At 68.6% G+C, this 17,985-nt stretch carries 12 protein-coding genes and 4 pseudogenes; 6 read left to right on the forward strand and 10 right to left on the reverse strand.

Features of this window, described 5'->3' with window-relative positions; genetic code table 11:
- Nucleotides 1-37 precede the first annotated feature (37 nt).
- From OG936_RS38605 to OG936_RS38630, 6 genes and pseudogenes are all read right to left on the reverse strand, one after another.
- Entirely contained in the window at nucleotides 38-610 is a 573-nt protein-coding gene (locus OG936_RS38605; protein ID WP_406500832.1) for a transposase, read from the reverse strand.
- A gap of 400 nt (nucleotides 611-1,010) precedes the next feature.
- Nucleotides 1,011-1,328: pseudogene (locus OG936_RS38610) on the reverse strand (transposase); the annotation flags it as partial.
- A 377-nt stretch (nucleotides 1,329-1,705) separates the two neighbouring features.
- The gene (locus OG936_RS38615; protein ID WP_331755279.1) at nucleotides 1,706-2,257 is read right to left on the reverse strand and encodes a TerD family protein; all 552 of its coding nucleotides are present in this window, start codon (nucleotides 2,255-2,257) and stop codon (nucleotides 1,706-1,708) included.
- Nucleotides 2,187-3,521 carry a hypothetical protein gene (locus OG936_RS38620; RefSeq protein ID WP_406500833.1) on the reverse strand — a complete coding sequence of 445 codons (1,335 nt, stop codon included), beginning with the start codon at nucleotides 3,519-3,521 and terminating at the stop codon, nucleotides 2,187-2,189. The genes OG936_RS38615 and OG936_RS38620 overlap by 71 nt, the downstream gene beginning before the upstream one ends.
- Nucleotides 3,522-3,690: 169 nt before the next feature.
- Complete coding sequence (locus tag OG936_RS38625; protein ID WP_331755281.1) at nucleotides 3,691-4,107, reverse strand: SsgA family sporulation/cell division regulator; 417 nt, start codon at nucleotides 4,105-4,107, stop codon at nucleotides 3,691-3,693.
- A gap of 246 nt (nucleotides 4,108-4,353) precedes the next feature.
- Nucleotides 4,354-4,743 (reverse strand): hypothetical protein, encoded by a 390-nt coding sequence (locus OG936_RS38630; RefSeq protein ID WP_331755282.1) that lies wholly within the window; start codon nucleotides 4,741-4,743, stop codon nucleotides 4,354-4,356.
- A 151-nt stretch (nucleotides 4,744-4,894) separates the two neighbouring features.
- Here OG936_RS38630 and OG936_RS38635 point away from each other — a divergent pair, with 151 nt between their 5' ends.
- Nucleotides 4,895-5,326 (forward strand): hypothetical protein, encoded by a 432-nt coding sequence (locus OG936_RS38635; protein ID WP_331755283.1) that lies wholly within the window; start codon nucleotides 4,895-4,897, stop codon nucleotides 5,324-5,326.
- A gap of 112 nt (nucleotides 5,327-5,438) precedes the next feature.
- Here OG936_RS38635 and OG936_RS38640 read toward each other — a convergent pair whose 3' ends face one another.
- Nucleotides 5,439-7,145, reverse strand: coding sequence for an alpha-L-fucosidase (locus tag OG936_RS38640; protein WP_406500834.1), 1,707 nt, complete (start codon nucleotides 7,143-7,145; stop codon nucleotides 5,439-5,441).
- A gap of 702 nt (nucleotides 7,146-7,847) precedes the next feature.
- Here OG936_RS38640 and OG936_RS38645 point away from each other — a divergent pair.
- Nucleotides 7,848-8,966 carry a PP2C family protein-serine/threonine phosphatase gene (locus OG936_RS38645; RefSeq protein ID WP_406500836.1) on the forward strand — a complete coding sequence of 373 codons (1,119 nt, stop codon included), beginning with the start codon at nucleotides 7,848-7,850 and terminating at the stop codon, nucleotides 8,964-8,966.
- Between the two features lie 1,679 nt (nucleotides 8,967-10,645).
- Here OG936_RS38645 and OG936_RS38650 read toward each other — a convergent pair.
- The 3 genes and pseudogenes from OG936_RS38650 to OG936_RS38660 all read right to left on the reverse strand — a co-directional run.
- Nucleotides 10,646-11,410, reverse strand: a complete 765-nt coding sequence (locus OG936_RS38650; RefSeq protein WP_331755286.1) for a hypothetical protein — start codon at nucleotides 11,408-11,410, stop codon at nucleotides 10,646-10,648.
- 94 nt (nucleotides 11,411-11,504) lie between these two features.
- On the reverse strand, nucleotides 11,505-12,047 hold the full coding sequence (locus tag OG936_RS38655; RefSeq protein ID WP_331755287.1) for a DUF4232 domain-containing protein: 543 nt from the start codon (nucleotides 12,045-12,047) through the stop codon (nucleotides 11,505-11,507).
- 688 nt (nucleotides 12,048-12,735) lie between these two features.
- Nucleotides 12,736-14,061 (reverse strand): annotated as a pseudogene (locus OG936_RS38660) (ISL3 family transposase); the annotation flags it as partial.
- A gap of 381 nt (nucleotides 14,062-14,442) precedes the next feature.
- Here OG936_RS38660 and OG936_RS38665 point away from each other — a divergent pair.
- From OG936_RS38665 to OG936_RS38680, 4 genes and pseudogenes are all read left to right on the forward strand, one after another.
- Entirely contained in the window at nucleotides 14,443-14,709 is a 267-nt protein-coding gene (locus OG936_RS38665; RefSeq protein WP_331755288.1) for a hypothetical protein, read from the forward strand.
- 335 nt (nucleotides 14,710-15,044) lie between these two features.
- Nucleotides 15,045-16,163: a PP2C family protein-serine/threonine phosphatase gene (locus OG936_RS38670; RefSeq protein ID WP_331755289.1), complete on the forward strand. Its 1,119-nt coding sequence runs from the start codon at nucleotides 15,045-15,047 to the stop codon at nucleotides 16,161-16,163.
- Nucleotides 16,164-16,475: 312 nt separating this feature from the next.
- Nucleotides 16,476-16,880, forward strand: a pseudogene (locus OG936_RS38675) (integrase core domain-containing protein); the annotation flags it as partial.
- Nucleotides 16,881-17,011: 131 nt separating this feature from the next.
- Nucleotides 17,012-17,761, forward strand: a pseudogene (locus OG936_RS38680) (transposase); the annotation flags it as partial.
- Between the last annotated feature and the right edge of the window lie 224 nt (nucleotides 17,762-17,985).

A 17,985-nucleotide genomic window follows, 5' to 3' on the forward strand; every position in this document is an offset into this window, starting at 1 on the left:
CGCCTCACGACCAATCGCGGGAGAGCCCGTTATTCGGTCACGCGGTGAGGGAGGGGTCGAGGCGGGCAAGGTGGCTGACGCGGGTGCGGTCGAGCGGGTGGCCGTTCCACCAGGCATCGAGGCGAATGAGGTTGAGCGCAACGGCGGAGAAGACGTGCTCCAGGTGGGTCTTCTGGAGGCCGAGGTAGCGGGCACGTCTCATCCCGGTGACCGCGACCGCCTGGTGGATGGTTCCCTCGATGCCCGCGCGGGTTCCGTACTTGGCTCGCCACTGTTCGCCGGACTGCTGGAGGCGGGCATGGTCGAGGACTTCTTGCAGCTCGCGGGGTTGCAGGGAGAGGGTCCGGCCGCCGGTCTTCGAGCGGGTGCACTGGTCTCGCACCGGGCAGGGGCGGCATGTTTCCTTGTCGAATTTGATGACGATGGCCTTGGTGCCGCGCTGGGTGGCGGGGCTCCACCAGGTGCTGGTGTCCCCGCGTGGGCAGGTGGCCTGCCGCTTGTCCCAGCCGATGGTGAACGCGGTGCGGTCGAACCCGGCGCCGGCACGTGCCTGGGGTGAGCTGTTCAGCAGGACCGGGGTGACCAGGGTGACCCCGAAGCTCTTCTTCATCCCCACGATCAACTCGGCGGAGGCATAACCGGAATCGAGGAAGTGCTCGGCGGGCAGAAGACCACGGCCACATCTCCTCGCGTTTGCTCGTGGAAGCCGGCGGATGCCAGGAGTGAGTCCGCGGGCCGTAGCGTTCGGCCCATTCCCGAACGGGCACCGCCCCGACCAGCCAGTCCGGGGCCGCGCAGGCCAGCGCCTCCAGCGCGGCCCGCAGCGTCTCCCCGGCCAGCTCCAGCCAGTTCAGATCACGTACCGCCGCCAGCACGCGGGTGGAGTCCGTGCGCTGCCTGCCTCCCGCCTTCACCAGGCCCTGGTCCTTGAGTGCGGTCAGCAGCAGGTCGAGCACCTTCTCCTCCATCCCGTGCTCGACGAGTCGTGTGCGGAACTCGGACAGCACCGAGGCGTCGAACCCGGGATCATCCAGCTCCAGGCCGAGCGCGTATTTCAGGTCCATGCCGTACCGCACCCGATGCGCTGCCGCCCGGGCGGTGAGGTTCTCGGCGAACTGCAACACCGTCACCAGCGCGAGCCGGCCAGGTGACCAGCCTGGCCGTCCTCTGGCTTCGAACGCCTCGGCGAACTCGGCGTCCGCGAACAACTCGCCCAGCTCGTCACGGACCCGCATCGCCAACGGGTACGGGCCCCGTGCCGCCACCGCCCGTGCCACCTGCGCGGTCAGCTCAGGTACCTTCGGCCACGGCCTCGGCTGCATCGACATTTCCACACCCCACCCGCGACCGGGAACGTCAAGACGGCCGCTGCTGTCCTGCCCAACGAGCCGTCAGACCCGCTGGGTACGGAATAAGCCAGCAGGATCGGTGACACGGTTCTTACCGGCACCCCAAGAGGCCCGCGAGTTCACGGAAACTGCAGGGCTTTTCGCGGGAACCCGAGGATGGATTGTCGTGTTCTCGTGGGTTCGGCCTTCGGGTTCAGGCGAACACGCGGGTGGGTGCCGAGCGGGCCGCCCCTGGGTGCCTTCCCTGGGAACGGTGCTGACACCGTAGGAGTCATGAGAGCAGAAGGAACGACACCGGAACCGGAAACCCCTATGCAGAGTGGCCTCACGTCTCTGGGGGAGGTGGCATGCCGATATCAGGCGGATGGGCCGGTTTCACGACTCGGGGGACTGCCCATGATCCTGGTGAAGGCCGCCGGTTCCTCGTCGTATCCGCGGATGCCCGGGCGGAAGGCCCACGCTCCGGAGTTGTCGCGTACGAACTCGCCGACCGTCGCCGCCGTCGCCTCCAGGACACCGCCGAAGTCGTCCTCGGCCAAGATGGTGTAGCCCTCGCGCAGGCGCAGGCCGCGGCCGAGCACGCCGGCGAACGTCCTGCGGCTGGCGTTCTGGTGGATGACAACGCCGACCACCACACGCGCGTACCGGCTGTCGAGGCGGTCGAGCTCCAGCGTCATGACCTCGTCCCAGCCGAGGCCCTTGCCGTCTTTGCTGTCACGGTTGAGGTAGATGGTGCCGTCTGGGGAGCGGCTGTCCCAGTGCACTATGTAGGAGGGGTCTCCGTAAGGGGCAGCCGCCAGGTAGGTCGCGGCGACGATGTCGAGGTGGCTGGCCGGTTCACCGATGGGGCTCGGATCCCACTTCAGCGCGACCTCGATCTTGCGAATGTCCTTGCTGGTGCTGTTCAACAGCCCCGTCTCCCTCGTATCCACGTGCTTTCCATCCCAACTTCTTTGAGACCAAGGACGATTGTCCATCGTGCCACGTCCCGGCGGGGCGGGGCGCGCGGTCGAGGTCGGCGAGCAGACGTTCGGCGTCGGTCATCAGTGATCCGTACACGTGCCAGGCGCCCGGCTCGGTCAGTGTGCCCTGCTCGATCTCGCCGGTCATCATCGTGTGCCACGCGGCGGCGTCGTCGATGGCCCGGCGCAGTCGCTCGCGGGCGTCGTCCTGGGCCGGACCCTCGGCCGGGCCGGGGGTGGCGAAGCATGTCACCGCCTCGCCCGCCGCCTCCAGGGTCGCCGCGTAGCGATCGAGGAACATCTGCCCCAGGCGGTGGTCGTCGACGGCGTCGGCCAGCGTCCGGGCGATGCCGCGGACCTGGAAGGTGATCCGGTGCAAAGCCCGCAGGGCCTCGCCGTGACCCGACAGCTCGCGTCGTCCGCGTACGACGACGCACCGAGTGTTCCAGCGCAGGCTCTCCTGACTCTCACGGACGTCCTCGTGCGCCCGCACCGCCAGGTCCTCCAGACGTCTGCCCTTCTCCAGCCAGGTGTGCGCACGGTCGGCGGGTTGCCGTTCCCTCAGCCCGCGGCCCATGTCGACGAGCAGCTCCCCCATGGCCACGGCCAGACCGCGTACCGCGGAGTCGGAGGCGCTCAGGTGCACGGGCGGCAGGATGACGGCGTTCACCGCGATCCCCACCGCCGCTCCGGTCAGCGTCGCAAGGGTCAGCGCGACCACATGGCCCACGGGAACGGCCGTCGCCGCGGCCAGGGCCAGCACCGCCGTCGAGGCGACCTGCAGACGGCCGTCCGACCCCCGCCGCCCGGCCACGACCAGCGCGATCGCCGGGATGACGGCGGCGCTCCCCGCAGCCGGGCCCAGCAGCCACATGACGGCCACGGCCACCGCCAGCCCGGCCGCCCGGGCGCCCACGCTGCGCAGTGCCTGCGTCACCGACCGATAGACGGTGGGGGCGCTGACCATGGCCAGCGCGGTGGCCACGGCGAGATACCGCTGCTCCCGCGGCAACCACCACGAAGCGGCCTGCCAGGCCAGGAGGGTCGCGATCAGGACCTTGGCGGTCCGTACCGCTGCCGGCCGTATCGTCGCGGACCGTATCGCCGCAAGCCATACCGACCGGACGACTCGCGGTGGCCACCAGGCCCGACCCGCGTTCCGCCACCACACGGCGACGGCCTGACCTCGCGCGAGGACGTGTGCTGTCATGCTTTCGGCTCCTGCTTCGTCCTTCATCCGCGACGGCGCTGCGCCGCTCATCCGATCGGCAGCCGCCGATGCCCCCTCTTCGCGGAGCGCTCGGCGGCCTCCGGCATCTGCCCCCTCGCCCCGGCCCGCCGCGAAGGCGGCTTCCCCGAGGTCCTCGCGGCGGGTACGTTCAGGACGCCCCGTTCAGGAACCGGTCGAGGTGGCCGTCCAGGTCCAGTGCCTCGGCCTCCTGGGTGGCGGGCACCAGCTGGTAGGTGCGCAGCAGCCAGTGCTTGAGGGCCGGGAGCGGAGCGATGAGGTGGGCGGAGCCGCCCGGAGAAGTCAGGAGAAGGTGCAGGAGGGCATTTGGGCCGGTCCCGGTAGGCCGTACCCGCACGTCGCCCTCTCCGCTGGGTGCCAGCATTCCCCGGGCGAGCAGCTCGCGTGAGATGACCCAGAGTACGGGGCCTCGGACGAGGTCTTGGAAGAGGAACTCCACCACCAGCGGGTCCTGCGACCTGTACAGCAGGTGGGCTGGTACCGGGAGCCGTGCGCCCAGGGGCGACACGAACTCCATGTCGAGCATGTGGTCTACGCAAGTGATCATGGCTTTGTGTTGGTTCGGGGGCCGGGGCGGCGCCTGGGCTCTGGTGGCGGTGGTTGCGGGGCCTTCGCGCGGGGCGCGGGGGCGGTATGCGGTGTCATGGCCGTTGCTGTCCCTTGAGCGGCCATGACACCGCATACCGCCCCCGCGGTGCCCGCCCGCATGTGGTGCGGGGGGTGATTCGGGCCGTGTCATTTGCCTGTCGGTGTGCGGCGGCCAGGGCGGTGATGTTCCTGGGGTCCGCGATTCTCAGCGGTGTGAACGGTCGTGGTGCCCCAGGCTGTCCCAGTAGGTGTGTCCGTGGTTCTCGGCCCAGCGGATCTGGTCGAGGACCCACTGGCGACGGTCTTCGTCGATCCGTGCCTGGTAGCCGTGGCGGTCGTCGTGCCGGATCCAGTGGCGGCCTCCATCGCGATCCTGCTTCCAGTGGCCACGGCCGTCGCTGCCCCGGCCGCCGGGTGCGCTGTGCCGGTCCTCGTTGTGGTGGTCGGTGATTCGGACGGTGGATACGGCGCCCGGCTGGGTGCTGCTCGGGTGCGTCGCCGCCGAGGCGGTGCCACCGGTGGCGAGGAGCCCGGCTGCGGCGATGGCGGTCGAGGTGATCGCGACGACAGTCCGACGGACGGTCCTGCTTGTCATGATTTCCTCTCTTTCTCCACCCTGCGATGTGAATGGGTGAATTAGTGCGTGTTTGCCTTGCTGACATTGAAGACACTAACCCCAAATGGTTGAACAGTGAACTACCTGAACTGCCTCTGGTGGGTGAGGTCCACCACGCGCCGAAGAGCCGTTGCGTCGGAATATTCGCGCGAAACCCGATGTTGCGAGCCGGTTCCCGGGCGGCTCGGCCTGCGCGCACCCGGGCGAGGAGGCGCCGTTCGACGGCCGCGCACTGGTCGCCCAGCTGCGCGGGCGCCTGAGCGCGGCGGCGGCAGCGGCGGGCGGCGAGTACCCGGACAACGACGAGCTGTTCATCGCCCCCGACTTCAGAGCGCCCAGGCTCAAGGCCCGCCGGGCGGAGAAGCCGCGCGGGAGCGCGCAGGTGCCGGAGCAGGCCGTCTACGCCCAGGTCTCCGACAACGACCTCCCCCGAGTCGCGCAACGCATCCTTGCCCGAGGGAACCTGACCGCCGCGATGCGGCAGCGGGCCATGCACGAGAAGACGGGTCAGCTCGTCGACGTTGTCTCCGAGGCCGTCCGCGAGAGGTCGTCGGGGCCGTAAGAACGCCGCGGGTGGTGAGGGCGCTGTGCACCCCACCGCCCGCGGCGCTCATGAGCCGGAGAGAGGACCCCGGTGCCGGCTCGGGAGGGAAGTCGCCACCGGGACCGGACGCTCAGGAGTTCCCGCGGTAGCCGTCGACGGTGATGTTCGTGACGGTCGCCCCCAACGGATCAGCGAAGTAGTCGGGGTCGGCCGGCGCGATCGTGATCGGCGTGATCCGTTGCGATCGGTACCGAAGGCCGTCCACCGCTCCGGAAGCCAGCTGCGCTCCAGTGGCCACCACGGACGTCTCGCCGAGGGTGATCCGGTACTTCGTGTCCGCCTTGAACGTGCCGGACACGGTGACCCTGGCCGCGTTCCAACCGCTGTTGCCATCCTGGCCGGCCAGCCACCCGGTCACGGAGGACGCATTGCGGCCGCCGTTGATGGGTGAGAGCCGACTGGTCAGAGAATCGGCGGCGATCGAGAAGTGCTGGTCCGCGCTGACGGCGGTGCCGGCCGGCCGCACGAGCGGCGCACCGTCCGTGTGCACCTTGATGACCGGCAGGTCGGCATCGGTCGGCTGAGCCGGCAGGGTGATCACCAGATCGTTGCCGTCCGTCCGGTACGGCAGTTGGTCAGCCGTGCCGTCCACCGTGACATCGAGGATCGTGCTGGCCATACCGGGCAGCCTGATGTCGCCACCGCCGTTCGGCCAGTTGCTCACGCCGAGGTAGACCGCGTTGCCCTTGATCGTGCTGTCGCCCCAGGACATCCGGCCGTAGAGCGTCGGCCGGGCACCCTCGACGGCGTTGGGGTGGCGTGCATTCCAGGCGCCGATTCCGGCCATCACACCGGCCTGGAAGTCGTCGATGGCGCCGTTGTCCTGCGGTCCGACGTTCAACAGGTAGTTGCCGCCGCCCGAAGTCACGGTGAACAGGGACCTGACCTGCTGGGTGGTCTTGGACGTCTTGGAGGCGTCGGAGCGATCGGCGCTCGGCCAGGTGCAGTAACCCCAGCACATCGGGAAGATCGAGTAGGCAGACTGCCACGGCGCCTGCAGCTGCTTGGTCGGCACCGAGTTGTCGCCGCCGACCTCGAAGTCGCCCTTGTTGTTCCAGACCCGGGAGTTGACCATGGTCTGTGGCTGCAGCCGGTGCACCGTCGCTGCCATCTCCGCGCTCTGTGCGGCGGTCGGCTTGCCCATGTCGAACCACAGTTCGTCGAGCTGCCCGTACTTCGTCAGCAACTCGGTCAGCTGCGACTTGATGTACGGCATCATCGAGTCGGGAATCGGGTTCAGGTTCTGATACGGCTCGGGGGTCTGCAACGTCCAGTCGATGATGGAGAAGTACAGACCGAAGCCCATGCCCTGAGCGCGGCAGGCGGTGCTCAGCTCCTTGATGGGATCACGGCCGAACGGTGTCTGAGCGACGACGTTGTAGTCGGTGGTCGCGGTGTCCCACATGGCGAAGCCGTCGTGGTGCTTCGACGTGAGCACCAAATACTTGGCACCCGCCGCCTTGGCGGTGGCGCACCACTGGGCAGCGTCGAACTTGTCGGCGGTGAACTGGTGCGCGCCGGCCAGGTAGTCGGAGGTCGGGATGTTCATCCACGCCTTGATCTGCTCCGGGTAGCCGATGGTCTGCTGCACCCCGTTGTAGTAGCCACCGTAGGAGGAGAACATGCCCCAGTGCACGAACATGCCGAACTGGAGCTTCTCCCAGTTCGCGATGTTCGTGTCGGTGCTCAGCGGGATCGCTGCGGGGTAGGCATCGATGGGCTTGGGGGCCGGATTGGCCTGGGCCGGGCCGCCGGCGGCCAGAGCACAACCGGCCACGAGGGCGACTGTCGCGAACGCCGCCTTCAAACTTCTGGTCAAACCGGTGACTTGGGGGTGCACGTCACTGTCCTCCCGCTGCTTCTGCAGCCGTGTGTGAGTGGGATCTCCTGGCATCCGACTGGAGACTCAAACATCGGTTCTATTGATCTTGAAGCTGCCTAATAAAGCCTGTCAAGGGCACTTGCAGCGAGAAGGGCTGAAATCATCGGAGGTATGGCGTCGACAGGTCGCATTGGGTGGGGCGAGCCCCCGTGGCCGGGGTCCGAGTAGGAACGGACCAGGAATCCGGCGTTGCTGTCAGAGATCGGTGTACTTCACCTACGACCAGGGCGCCGGCGCGGTCGGCATTGATGAGGACAAGAGACAACTGCCCGACGCCCTCACCTGCCAGAGGTCTGACGGCAACCGGTTCACCTTCGGCGGGCCGCCGGTCACCGGGCGACCCGCCCGGCACGCTCCGTCTCCTACGCAGCCCAGTCGAGTCCGCGTTCGGCCAGCTGCTGGAGCTTGTCGACGGCAGGGCCAGTGGACGGACAGAACGAGGCCGCCGCGGGAAGGCTGAGAGAAGCCCCGACCCGTGCTCGTCGGCTGGCTGGGGGTGCACTATCGATGGAGCATAAGGGGTATATGGGTGTGCGACGTGTCTGGGATCACTTTCGGGAGCATCCAGCCGGTGGTGGGCTGGTTGCGGTCCCGTTCGTGCTGATTGTGACGATCGTCGCGCTGGATATCTACACCGGGCGCGATATCCATCTGGGCCCACTGCTGGTCATCGCGCCCGCTCTGACCGCCTCCCTCGCCGGGCCACGGCTCACCGCTCTCGCCGGGGTCCTGGCAGTGGCGGCCCAGGTGTTCATCGCCGTCTTCCTCGGCGGACTGACCACGCCCGACCACTTGGCGCAGATCATCGCGCTGACCGCGCTCTCCGCCTTGGTGATTTTCATGCGGTGCGTGCGGGAGCGGCGCGACCGGGCGCTGAGCCGGGCACGCTCCGTGGCGGAGACGGCTCAGCGTGTTCTGCTTCGGCCTCCGCCACGCCGGATCGGGCCGTTGCAGGTGGCATGGCTGTATATGTCCGCGGAGGACGAGGCCGAGATCGGGGGTGATCTGTTTGCGTTCGCCCGCGCCGCGCATGCCGCGACCCGGGTGGTCATCGGTGATGTCCGGGGCAACGGGCTGGCCGCCATCGGTGAGGCCTCGCTGGTGCTGGGGGCATTCCGTGAGGGCGCTCACCGGTATGCCACCCTCCCCGGGCTGGTAGCTGCCCTCGGAGACAGCGTCTCCCGGAACCTGGAGGACGTGACGGACACCGAGCACGACCCCGGCGAGCACTTCATCACCTGCCTCGTCCTGGAGATCCCCGACGGCGCCCCGTCGGCCGCCGAGATGATCAATTGCGGGCATCCGCCGCCTCTGCTGGTGCACGATCAGCAGGTCACGGTCCTGTATGCCCGACAGCCCCTGCCTCCGCTGGGCGTGTGCGAAGGAACGATCGAGGACGACAGCATCGACCCGTTCACCTTCGAAGGCGGTGACATGCTCGTCCTCTACACCGACGGTGTCATCGAAGCCCGCTCGCCGTCCGGAGCGTTCTACCCGCTCGCCGAACGGGTCGCCTCCTTCCCCGCCACCAACCCCGACACCCTGCTGCACCACATCCACCGCGATCTGCTCGCCCACGTCGGCGGCCACCTCGCCGACGACGCCGCCCTCCTGGTCATCGAACGCACCCCGTCCCACCGGCCGCACCTCACACCCCATCCCATTGGTCACCAACGGCACCACCTCAGTGGATCGCCCCCGCCCCCAGGCTGCTGAACCCAAGAACCGGGCGCCGGCAACGGTTTCGGCAGCGCTTCGTATCCGGCGAGGCAGAGCCTGAGGCGGCACTGGTCTTCGGCTTCGACGAACACATGCTGCCCCCAGCGGCCATCGATGTCGGCGCCGAGGTTTGCTGGTGGCGGCTTCGACAACGGCTTGCCCTCCGGAGAAGCCCGCAACCTCGAAGAGAGCGATTCGCCATTGCCCCGGGGTCGGATCGCAGTCCACACTGATACGTCGCGCGCGGCCACCGTCTCCCCCTCCCGCGTCCCACCGCGGCATCAAGCGGTACGTGCACACCCAGCCCCGCGAGACGGTGCCCCACCCCGGCTCCACCTCACCGGTACAGGACGCGCATGCGACGTTCCACCCTCATCACCCGGGCCCTCGGCAGCACCGCACTGGTCTGCGCCGCCGTGGCCCTGTCCCTGGTCTTCGTACGCTACGACGCGCCCGCGCCGCGCTGGGACATACTCGGGGCGCTCGGAGCGGCCGCCCTCACCGCCGGAGGGTGGATGCTCGCCTGCCGTACGGCGCCACCACTCGGCGCCGCGCCATCCACCGCGGCAGACAGGCCGCCGCTCCCGCACCGCCTCCCGCTGCCCGCCCGTGACGTGGGCCGGGCTACCGGAACCGTCCTCCTTGTCCTGACCCCGCTCGTCCTGACCCGGCTGGCCGCCGGTTCGGGTGGGGTGCTCTCCGGACTGCTGATCATCCTGGTCCTCGTGGTGACGGTGAAAGCACTCCTCTTCGCTCGCAAACGGGGCGGTGAGGCCGTGGAGCGCAGCAAGTTCCGGGTACTGACGGACGACGCCACGCGGGGCGAGCTCCACGCCGTACGTGTCCGGGTCGGCGAACCCGTACGGATGCGCTACCTCCAGCGTGGCGGCAAGCCGGGCGAACTCGACGTCACCCAGTTCCACTGGCTCGTCCTCCAGGACGGCGAACGTGGCATCAGACTCAGCAACGCCCCCGAGGAGGTGGGCCGGGCGACCCTGCGCCTCGCCGGCCAGGACGGCTGGCTCTGCTGGCCGGAGCGGTGGAAGCTGATCGAGGCGGAACTGCCCGCATCATTTGTTTCCGACAGCGGTGAAGTGCTCATGGGGCTCACGGACCCTGACGAGGCGCGCCCGTACCTGACCGGAACACGCCCCCCCATCGTCCGACCGCGCCGTCCGGCGCCTGCCCCGCACGGCCAAGTTTGCCGCACCCGTACACACCCGGATCCTCGGCGGCGTCCTGCTCGCTGCCCTGCTCACCGCCCCCGTCCTCTACATCGGCCCCGACCGGCTACCGGCCCTGCTCGACTGGCTCCTGTGCGCTTCGGCGGCGGCGATCCTGATCGTCCTCGCCCTCCGCGGTTGGGGAGAGGCAACCCGGTCGCTGCCCGAAGGAATGTCCTGGACCGTACAGGAGGAGTCGGACCCGTCGATCGCATGACGCAGGCGGGCGGGACCGAGCGCCGTGCGCCCGGATCCAGCCAGCCCGCAGCCGCCGGAGTGAAGTTCTCCAGGGCACGCGGGAAACGTGACGAAGCCCTTCCCCGGTGGGGGAAGGGCTTCGTGAGTGAGCGCTGGGCAGGCCTTGCACCTGCATTTCCCCGCAGGAAGCGGGGCGTCTTTCCTTGGACCACCAACGCAGTGTCAGTCGCCGTGAGTTGCGGCGAACTTTCAAGATCAACTATAGCGCATGCGGCCGTCGGTCGGCCCCCGGCCATCGCGGAGGCGGTGGAGTGGCAGACAGACGGTGCTGAACAACGCGGTGATGGCGTATCCGACCGAGAAGAAGGTACGGATTCCGCGCGTCCGCAGGTCTCGGACGTGGGTGAGGAAGGCTTTGGCGGATCCGGCACTGTCGGTGCGAACGAGGATGTCGGTGCCGTGCCGGTGGGCGTCGGGGAGCTGCGCGAGCGCGTCGCCCGGCACCGGAAACTGCGGGGATCGGTCCGATCTGCGGGGGAGGTGCCAGATCCAGGTGCCGCGGTGAAGCCTTCGGGCCGAGGCGAAGCCGTGGTCGCCGCGTAGCCGTACCTCTACGTTCAGCGGTTCGCGGAACGGGGTCAGCTCGGTCGTGTCGTAGCCGATGCGGAAGCTGACCTCGGCTTCCTTCCAGTCCAGCCGATCGGCTTCCGCGATTCGCTCGCGCGCGATCCGGGCGCCTTTACGGAGGAACACGGGGTCATGGATGACCAGGGCGTCCGTCTCCAGGGTGAGCCGGGGTCTGGACAGCAGAGCCCTAACAGTCTCCACCTGAGCCGGAACGGTCGCGAAGGACGCCGCACCGGCTGCCACGGCCATCGCGGTGCCCAGCACATCGGGCTGCCCCGCAGCGGCGTCCAATCCGAATGCGAGGGCCGTCAACGGCAGGCCCAGCCCCCACGGAGGCACGGCGAATACGGCGAATACGGCCCGCCATCGTGAACGGACAAGCGCGATGTCCATGACCGGCGATGCCAGGCGGCCAGGGCCGGCCATGCCAACATCGCCCGCTGGCCACCAGCGACGCTGAAGGGAAGCTCAGAGGCTGTCCAGGTGGTTACAGCCCGACCGGGTTGAGGTAGGTGGCCGGGCGGGTGGCGCCGTCCTGCTTGAGGATCTGGCCGCCAAACGGCCACTTCAGGGTGAAGTACTCCGTCTCGTTCGGCGGGGTGACCAGGAACTTCGCCGGAACGAACTTCTCCTTCTGCGGAGTGGACTTGGCCACCGGGAGCAGGTTGATGCTGAAGTCCACCGTGTCCCCCTGCTTCAAAATCATCTTTTCGGGCTTCTTGGAGGAGCGCGCCAGCGACCAGGTGCGGTCGGTCTTCTGAGCGCCGATCATGTCTACTCCGGCGAAGCCGGACAGGGTGCAGGTGCGCTTGCTCTGGTTGGTGAACCAGATGTACGCCTGGGTCTGCTTCTTGGTCTGCTCCATCTCCGGCTTCGCGTCATCCCCCATGGCGAAGCCGGCCTTCAGGTCGGCGGTGTGGCAACGGGTCGGCTCGGCCTTGGCGGGGGCGGCCGAGGCCGGGACGGCGGTAGTGGCCGTGCCGGCGACGACGACGGCCGCAAGGGCCACGGCGGTCAGATTGCTCTTCATGAAGTTTCGGGTTCCCCTCGAATGAGAATCGGCGCGCGAGGTCAGTGCGCGCCTACGCACCTGAAGATGTGCAATGCCTGGGGGAGGTTCGGTGTGCCGGAGAACCTTTTTCCGACAGCCAGGCTCGCGACTGTGGCCGCGTACAAGAACTCATGCGGTGTGGCGCCGCCGCCGAGTGCCGTGACCACGCGTTCTCGTTCTCGGCGCGCGTGGGCACGGGTGCCAGTGACGCCCATGACGGCCGGGGCGTACACGCGGTGCACGCGGCAGGCCCGCGACCGGGGGGCGGTCGCGTTTCTCCCCGGAGTTGCGGCACGCGCCGCTGGTAGCGAAGAGGGGGCAGTTTTGCGGTTGACAGGCGGCAGATCCAGACGGCGGTCCTGGGGAGTGCGGACTCGGAGGAGCCGCTGATGCTGCCGCTGGAGGCGATCGAGCTGGACGCCTTCCGCCGTCGGCACGAGCACGACACGTTCTGGTGCGGGCTGCTGCTTGGTGGCTGCGGCGGCCGGCTGACCACGAAGCTCTACACCGACCTCGTGTGCCACTTGGCTCACCACCCGGGCCCGGACGGACTGCCCCAGGTCTGCCGGCGCCACGCCCGGGGAGTCGCCAGCGCCGACCACCTGTACGTGAAGTCCGCAGCCGCGGCAGGTCGACCGTCGCGCCCAGCGCCACGCGGTCACGGCCGGGGCAGGTCAGCGGTGCGAACCGTAGTGATCCAGTTGGTGAGTTTGGCGTCGTTGCCCTCCGCCGGGGCCAGTAGCTGGGCGAACTTGCCGGCGGGGGAGGCGAGTTCGGTCATTTCGGGGCAGGTTCCGGTGAGTTCTCGCAGTAGCGCGGTGTCCTTGTCACGCAGGTTCTCCGGGCGTGTGAGCAGGAGACGGGCGAAGCGCTGCGGGGTGGTGACCGGCTTGTCGCCCTCGGCGCGGCCCTGGGTGATGTAGCGGTAGAGCAGGTTGAGGCTGCCGGTGTAGCCCAACTCCTTGATCTCCCGGAAGAGCTGGAGGACGGGGACGGCCGGGTCCGCGGCGCGGCGGGTGCGCAGGTGGTCGCGGTAGGGGTCGACGAGCGTGGGCTTGTAGCGGGGTGCGCGGCGGTCCCCGGTGGGCTCCTTCATGCGGGAGTAGCGCTTGACGGTGTTCAGGGCGACATCGAGGCGGCGGGCGCATTCGAGCAGGCCGACGCCTTGGCCGAGCAGGTCGTGGACGCGCTGCCACCGCTCGCGGGTGGTCTGTTGTACGCCTCCGGGCCGGGCGGGGTTCACGGCGGTTGCCCAGCAGGCCGCGTGGGAGCGGACTTCGGCCAGGACCTTGCCGCACAGGTTGGACCAGAGGTGCCACGGGTCGCTGACCTGCACCGCTTCGGGCAGAGCCTGGCGGATGGCCTCAGCGTAGGTGGCGGAGCCGTCCCGGCACACGTACTCGACCCCGGGATGCTCGCGCAGCCAGGTGACCAGGGTCGGGGCGGTGCGGTCGGGCAGGACGTCGATCCGCTCGCCGGTCTCGGTGTCGATGATCACGGTGGCGTAGCGGTGCCGGCGCTTGAGGGCGAAGTCGTCGACGCCGATCACCCGCGGCACACGTGGCGGTGGTGTCCGCAGGCGCGTGAGCAGGCGCAGAGCCGTCGAACGGGAGATGCCGCAGCCCCAGGCACGGGACAGGCGGGCACCCGCCCGGCCAGCTAACTCCTTGACTACGAAGCCGAGTTGGCGGGCCAGGCGTGGGGTGCGGCGCTGGTAGCGCTCCACCAGGCCCGGCACCTGTTCGCGGAAGGTCTGCCGCGGACATCCCAGCACCGGGCAGACCAGACGCCGAACCCGCACCGACACCACGACCCGCCGCCCGTCCACCGGCACGTCCACGAGCGTCCGGCCGTGCAGGCCGTGCACCTTGGCCGTCGGCGCCCCGCATGCCGGGCACGGCACCGGATCGTCCCGGGTCCGCGCAGACACCCGGATGACCTCGCCCTCGTCCTGTACACCCTCGACAACGAGGGCTGACAGCCCCGAAAACACCACACTCACAAGCTCGTTGACATCACTCACACCAGAACAACGACGGCCGTCACCCTTCGTTACCACCGATTACGGGACAGAGCCGAACGTTTTACAGTCCCGGGCCCGGGTGCCCGGCCCGGGCGCTACCGTGGGGACACACGCCAGATGACAGCCCAGGAGCCCCGGATGAGCCAGCGGCCGGCCACCGCGCCCGACCGCCGGCCCCTCGGTGAACACGCCGCCGAACGGTCCGCTCGTACGCGGCCGCGGAGCGCGCCAAGAAGGACGTCCCTGCCTCGGCGCTGGAGGACATCGCCGCAAACGGCTACCCCTCGCCCGAGTCCGGTGTGCTGGGGGAGAGTGCCCGGGACACCCCCCGCCTCGGGGACGAACCGCCCCGTGTCGCCTGAACACGGCGCGCGCCGCTCGCACGTCATCATGGTGGAGCCCGCGCTCACCCAGCTGGCGAAACTCACCGCGAGCGAGACGCACCGCCTCGACCGCGCGATCGTCGACATCAGCGTCAACCCGGAGCTGGGCACCGAGGTGCCCGGCACCCTGCTGCACGACCACGCGGACGCGTTCGACGAAGTCCGCGTCATCTACTACGTAACCGCTTTGAGGACGATCATTATCTCCGGTTCCGATCTGGCACTTGTTGTGTGAGGCACATGGGCTCACCGGTTCGTGTGACTGTGGGATATCTGCTGGTTGTGAGGCACGTGCTGCCGGGGTCAGTCATGGGCGTCATGAAGTTTCGTGCTGCATGTGCCGAGTCGCCCGTCGACGGGCGCCCGCTTTGGGTCGTGGTCGATGAGTCGTACCGGCCCCACCACGAGGGATGTCTCTTCCTGAGCTCGACCGGGCCAAGGGAGTGCCAGGGCCGTGCTCCGCACGCAGTGGTGCTCACCGCGCAGAGGCCATCGTCCGGCGGGGCGCGGCTCGCCCGCGGCGGAGCCCGCCTAACGTACGGGAAGCACGTCACTTGCCCGGGAGGTTCCGTGCCCCGTACTCACCCAAAGAGATTCACGCGTCGCTTCGAGGCCATCGAACCGCCGCGCAACGCCGAAGTCGTGATCGGCGTGGTGTCAGTGACGGTCCTGGTGATGGCCCTCGGTGCCCTGTCCGGGTCCCCGGTATGGCTTCTGGGGCTGCTTGTGTTCCTGCCGGGGACGGCGTCGGCGCTGTGCACCGTACGCCAGACGAAGTTTGTGTCTGCGTGGACCACGCTCGTGGTCACCGTCACCGCGCTGGTAAGTAGTGACGGGCGTTCGTGGCTCAACACGATCCTGATGGTGCTGCTCACCCTCGCCCTGGGCGCGGCCTCCGTCTACGCCTGCCACCATCGTATCCACCGCGAGCACGAGATGCTGCGGCTACGCTCCACCGCCGCAGCGATGCAGCGCCACATCCTGCGCCCTCTTCCTCTGCTCACCGACGACGTCCTGGTCGACGGCGTGTACGAGCCTGTGCAGGAGGACCGGCTCGTCGGTGGCGACATCTACGACGTCGTCGTCTCTCCGTGGGGGTCCCGGGTTCTGATCGGCGATGTCCAGGGCAAGGGGCTGCCCGCAGTCGGCGCCGCGTTCGCCGTCATCGGCGCCTTCCGTGAAGCGGCCCACCGGGAGCCCACCCTGACCGCGCTCGTCGATGCCCTCGATGCCTCCGTCGTACGGCACAACTCCTACGCCGCACAGACCGGCGACGACGAACGGTTCGTCACAGCGCTCATCGTCAACGTCGACGCGCACGACGAGGTACAAGTCATCAACTGCGGGCACATTCCGCCGCAGCTACTGCACGACGCCACCGTCATCACGCCGGCCCTCGACTCCGGCGTCCCCCTCGGTCTCGCCGAACTCACAGCCGAACCCGCGACCGTCGACTGGTTCTCCTTCCCGCCCGGCGCGACGTTGCTGCTGACCACCGATGGGCTCACCGAGACCCGCGCCGCCGACGGCACGTTCTACCCCGTCACCGAACGCCTCAACGAGCGCGCGTCGCTCTCTCCCACCGAGCTGCCGCGCGCCCTCTACGACGACGCGCGTGCGTTCGCCGGAGAAGGCGGCCAGCACGACGACGTCGCGGTCCTGTCTGTCCGACGGTCACCGCACCGCTGAGCGCGACACAGCGCACGTACACGCAAGGGCCCGGCCTCCCTCGGATGGCAAGCAGGGTCCGAGCTGAACTTGTCCCGCTTGGACGGACACCCTTGGTGTGGTGGTCAGGCCGCCGACGCCTTCCGGCCGGGCAGCAGATCGACGGGACAGCGAGATTCCGCGTCCACCAGAATGGTGCCGTAGCGGCGGCCCTTGCGGGTGGCGTACCCATCGACACCAACCATCTATGGGCATGGTGTCTGTGGGTCGGTCAATGCGTGGACCAGCCGCAGCAGGGTGCTGCGGCTGGCGGACACCCCGAAAACGCGGGCCATGGATCTCCAGGAAGCAGGCAGCACAGCCAAGGTCTTGATCCGCGACCGGGACTCCACGTTCACCAAGGCCTTCGACGCCGTGATGGCCGACGCCGGGCTGGAGGTCGTCCTCAGCGGTATCCGGATGTGGCGGATGAATTCGATCACGGAGCGATGGATACAAACCTGTCGACGTGAGCTGCTGGACCGCACCTTCATATGGGACCAGCGGCACCTACTCCATGCCCTGCGCGAGTTCGAGTCGTTTTACAACGGCCATCGCCCCCACCGGGCCCTGGGGCAAGCCGCTCCGCTCCGCCCGCTGCCCACACCGACCGCCGAACCAGGGCAGATCAAGCACTTGGAGATCGGCCGACGAGATCGACTCGGCGGAACCCTTGGCGAGTACCAACATGCCGCCTGATCAGGGCGGATGATTAGCCTCGGGCTTTCACGTGGCTGGGTGTCCGATGCGTGATCGGAAACGCGAAGAGTGCTCCTGACCTGCAATGCCGGTGAGTTAGCGCGTCAGTGCAGGTCAGGTGGGGTGCCACTCAACTCGCTTTGGCCCAGCTCCCCAAGCGTCACCGGCGCGGCCGGTCCACACTCATCCGTACCGACTCCGCGGGCGGCACCCATGAGTTCCTCGCCTGGCTCACGAAACGGGGCCGGTGGCTGTCGTACTCGGTCGGGATGACCATCACTGAGCAGATTCATCAGGCCGTGTTGAAGGTCCCGGCCTCCGCCTGGACACCAGCGGTCGAGCCGGGCGGCGAGATCCGCGACGGCGCCTGGACCGCCGAACTCGACGGCGACACACTCAAGGGCTGGCCGAAGGGAATGCGGCTGATCGTCCGCAAGGAACGGCCCCACCCCGGCGCCCAGTTGCGCTTCACCGACGCCGACGGCCTGCGGCTCACCTGCTTCGCCACCAATACGACGGGCGGGAAGATCACGGACCTGGAACTGAGGCACCGCCGACGGGCGAGGGCAGAGGACCGCATTCGGAACGCACGGGCCACCGGCCTGCGGAACCTGCCCCTGCACGAGACCGCACAGAACCGGATCTGGCTGGAGATCGTCCAGCTCGCCCTCGACCTGCTCGCCTGGATGCCGATGCTCGCTTTGACCGGCAAACCCCGCCTCTGGGAGCCCCGCCGCCTGCGGTTGCGGCTGTTCTCCGCCGCTGCCCAACTCATCACCACCGCCCGCCAACGGCTCCTGCGATTCGCCCACCACTGGCCATGGACCGACGTGATCACAGACGCGATCAGACGGCTCGACACCCTCCCGAACCCACGCTGACCAGCAACAACCCGTCCCGACGAGCAGAAGAGCCACCGACCGGAACCGTGGAATCCGGCGCCCACCCGATGCGACGATCGGGCCTACCTGTATGCCCGCACACGCTCCACAACGACGCATTGGCCGCCAGCCGAAGCTGACGACCAATCACGAAAGATCGAGGTTAGTCGCAATACCAGTGACTTAAGGGCCTCGGCTGGTAGCCTGGCATCCAGGAGGTGCCT

The sequence above is a fragment of the Streptomyces sp. NBC_00846 genome, assembly GCF_045207325.1.
Taxonomy (GTDB): Bacteria; Actinomycetota; Actinomycetes; order Streptomycetales; family Streptomycetaceae; genus Streptomyces.